Annotated in this window: 3 protein-coding genes and 1 pseudogene; all 4 read left to right on the top strand. The window is 74.4% G+C overall.

Annotated features, from left to right (window positions below; all coding sequences use genetic code 11):
- Positions 1 to 1,291, top strand: a 1,291-nt coding sequence (locus tag J5F18_RS02645) for an ABC transporter permease (protein ID WP_346300800.1), incomplete at its 5' end; no start/stop codon positions are given.
- On the top strand, positions 1,288 to 2,430 hold the full coding sequence (locus J5F18_RS02640) for a lipocalin-like domain-containing protein (RefSeq protein ID WP_346300799.1): 1,143 nt from the start codon (positions 1,288 to 1,290) through the stop codon (positions 2,428 to 2,430). The genes J5F18_RS02645 and J5F18_RS02640, both read left to right, overlap by 4 nt.
- A gap of 11 nt (positions 2,431 to 2,441) precedes the next feature.
- A pseudogene (locus tag J5F18_RS02635) lies at positions 2,442 to 2,570 on the top strand (LysR family transcriptional regulator); the annotation flags it as partial.
- 145 nt (positions 2,571 to 2,715) lie between these two features.
- On the top strand, positions 2,716 to 3,246 hold the full coding sequence (locus tag J5F18_RS02630) for a substrate binding domain-containing protein (protein WP_346300798.1): 531 nt from the start codon (positions 2,716 to 2,718) through the stop codon (positions 3,244 to 3,246).
- Positions 3,247 to 3,403 lie beyond the last annotated feature (157 nt).

The following is a 3,403-nucleotide window of genomic DNA, read 5'->3' as shown; positions in this document are numbered from 1 at the left end:
CACGGCCGGCTTCGCCCTGGTGGGTGCCCTGCTGCTGGCCGGCGCCCTCTGGCTGCCGCCGCTGCTGGCGGCGGGGCTGGCCGGCCTGTCCCGGCTGGCGCGCCGCCGTCCCCTCGGCCAGTGGGCGCTCGCCGACCTGCAGCTCCAGCTGCCACGGCTGGCGCTTCCGCTGATGGCGCTGCTGATCGCGCTCTCCGCCAACCTGGGGGTGAGCAGCATGGTGGGCGGCTTTCGCCTCACCTTCCTCGACTGGCTCGACCAGCGCCTGGTGGCCGACCTCTACTTCCGCCCGCCGCCTGCGCAGTACGACGAGATCGACGCCTGGCTGGCCGGGCGTCCGGAGGTGCGCGAACGCCTGGCCACCCGCCGGGTCGAGGCGACCCTGGTGGCGGTACAGGCGGGCGATGACGCCCCCCGCCCCCGGGCGCGCCCGATGAGCGCCTACGGCATCACCCCGGGCGAGGCCCTGGTGCCCCACTGGCCGCTGCTCGAGACCCACGACGGGCGGCAGGCGGCCTGGCAGGCCTTTCGGGAGGGGGCGGCCTTCATCAACGAGCAGCTGGCGATCGCCGAGGGGCTGGCCCCCGGTGACCGCCTCACCCTGAGCGCCCCCGGTCGTCACGAACCCACCCGCGAGACGCTGGAGGTGGTGGCCATCTACCCCGACTACGGCAATCCCCGTGGCGAGGTGCTGCTGGCCACCCCCGAGCTGGCCCGCCGCTTCGCCGCCCCGCCCGGCACCCTGGGCCTGGTGCTGGCCGAGGGCGCCGAGGCCGGGGCCCTGGGCGACGCCCTGGCCGCGCGTTTCGCCCTGCCCCGCGACACCCTGCGCGACCAGCGCGAGGTGAAACGCCTCGCCACCGCCATCTTCGAACGCACCTTCACCATCACCCGGGCGCTGGGCGCCCTGACCCTGGGGGTGGCCGCCCTCGCCCTGCTGGCCAGCCTGCTGGCCCAGGCCCGGGAACGCCGCCGCCGGCTGGCCCCGCTCTGGGCCCTGGGGGTGCCCCGCACGCGCCTCGCCGCGGTGCAGCTGGCCCAACTGGGCGGGGCGGCGCTGGTCACCGGGCTGCTCGCCCTGCCCCTGGGCATCGCCCTGGCCTGGGGACTGGTGGCGATCATCAACGTGGCCGCCTTCGGCTGGCGGCTGCCGCTCTACCTCTTCCCCGGCGCCATGGCCCTGACGCTGGCCACCGCCGTGGCGGTGGCGCTGGCCGCCGCGGCCCTGCCGGTGCTGCGCCTGTGGCGCACCCCGCCCCGGGCCCTGCTGGCCGAGGAGGAGCTCGCATGAGCCGCCGGCTGCTCTTCCCGCTGCTGACCGCGCTGCTGGCCCTGGCCGGCTGTGGGGAACCCGCGCCGGAGCGCGCCGACGCCGGCTTCGCCGGCCTGGGCAGCGACGCCGAGGGCTTCGCCCAGGCCCGCCCCGGCACGCCACTGCGCTTCCCCGAGGATCACGGCGCCCACCCCGACTACCGCATCGAGTGGTGGTACCTCACCGCCAACCTGGAGGACGAGACCGGCGAGCCGCTCGGCCTGCAGTGGACCCTGTTCCGCCAGGCGCTCCTCCCGCCGGACGAGCGCCCCGCGCCCGCCCCCTGGGTCGCCGACCAGCTGTGGATGGCGCACCTGGCGGTGTCCCGGGGCGAGCGCCACGCGGTGGCGGAGCGCTTCGCCCGTAGCCAGGCAGGCGATGAGAGCGGCCAGGCCGGGGCGGTGGCCCAGCCCTTCCGCGCCTGGCTCGACGACTGGACCCTGGCCAGCCGGGTCGATACCGCGGACGAAGACACCTTCGAGCGCCTGGCCCTCAGCGCCTTCGACGGCGAGGGCGAGGAGCGCCTCGGCTACCGGCTCGAGCTCGACGCCGAGGGGCCCCTGGTCCTGCACGGCGAGGCCGGCTTCAGCCAGAAGTCCGCCGACGGCCAGGGCTCCTACTACGTCAGCCAGCCCTTCTGGCGCGTCGAGGGCGAGGTGACCCTGGACGGCGAGACCCGCGCGGTGCGCGGCCGCGGCTGGCTGGACCGGGAGTGGAGCAGCCAGCTGCTGGGCCCGGAGCAGACCGGCTGGGACTGGTTCTCGCTGCATCTGGACGACGGTCACAAGCTGATGGCCTTCCGGCTGCGCGGCGGCGGCGAGGCCGGTGGCGACTACCGCTCGGGGACCTGGATCGCCCCGGACGGCACGCCCCGCCCCCTGGCCCCCGACGAGCTGGCGCTGACGCCGCTGGCCACCTCGGCCGTGGCCGGGCGCCGGGTGCCGACCCGCTGGCGCCTCGAGGTGCCCCCGGCCGGGCTCGACCTGATCGTCGAGGCGCCCCACGCCGAGCGCTGGATGACCACCACGGTGGCCTACTGGGAGGGCGAGGTGGTGGCCCGCGACCGCGACAGCGGCGAGCGCCTGGGGGCGGGCTATCTGGAGATGACCGGCTACTGAGAGGAGTACCGATGAACCTGCTGGATGCCATCACCGCCTTCGTCCGCGTCGCCGAGCTGGGCAGCTACACCCGCGCCGCCGAGGCGCTGGACCTCTCCCGCACCCGCCTGTCGCGTCAGGTGATGGCCCTGGAGGAGCACCTGGGGGTGCGCCTGCTGCAGCGCACCACGCGCCGCCTGCACCTCACCGAGGCGGGCGAGCGCTACCTGGCCCATGCCCTGGGGATCCTCCAGGCCCTGGAGGAGCACCAGCGAGATCCGCGGCCGGCTGCGGATCAACGGCCCGATGAGCTTCGGGACCCGCTACCTGGCCCCCCAGGTGGCCCGCTTCATGGTCGAGCACCCGGCCCTGGAGGTACGCCTCGACCTCAACGACCGCCGGGTCGACCTGCTGGAGGAGGGCTACGACCTGGCGATCCGCATCGGCAGCCTGCCCGACTCCAGCCTGGTGGCGCGTCGCCTGACCCGCTGCCGGTTGCTGCTGTGTGCCGCCCCCGGCTACCTCGCCGAGCATGGCGAGCCGGACAGCCTGGCGGCGCTGGACCACCACCGCTGCCTGCGCTACCGCTCCGGCCACGGCACCACCGACTGGCAGTTCGGCGGCCGCATCGTCCAGCAGCCGAGCTTCCTGATCACCGACAGCCTGCGCAGCGGTCGCCTGGTGCCGATCCTCACCGAGGAGGCGCCGATCTTCCTCGATATTCACGGCATCTATCCCGTGCGGCGCCACCTGCCGGCCAAGGTGGAACGCTTCCTCGACGGGCTGGCCGCGGCCTGGGGCGAGCCGCCGATCTGGGAGCGCGAACTGGGCCTCTAAGACAGCGCTGACTGTCGCGAATTTCGCAACAGTCATTTTCGTATCGGCGAGATTATCTCTTTCTCTGTCGCGGGTAGAGTGACACCCATAAACGACACCCCCGACGGAGATCACCCCCATGACCACCCAAGCCCTGACCCAAGCCCAAGCCACCCAG

This window comes from Halomonas sp. BM-2019, assembly GCF_017584085.1.
The sequence above is the reverse complement of the archived record's forward strand: the minus strand, read 5'-3'. Positions and strand labels throughout refer to the sequence as shown.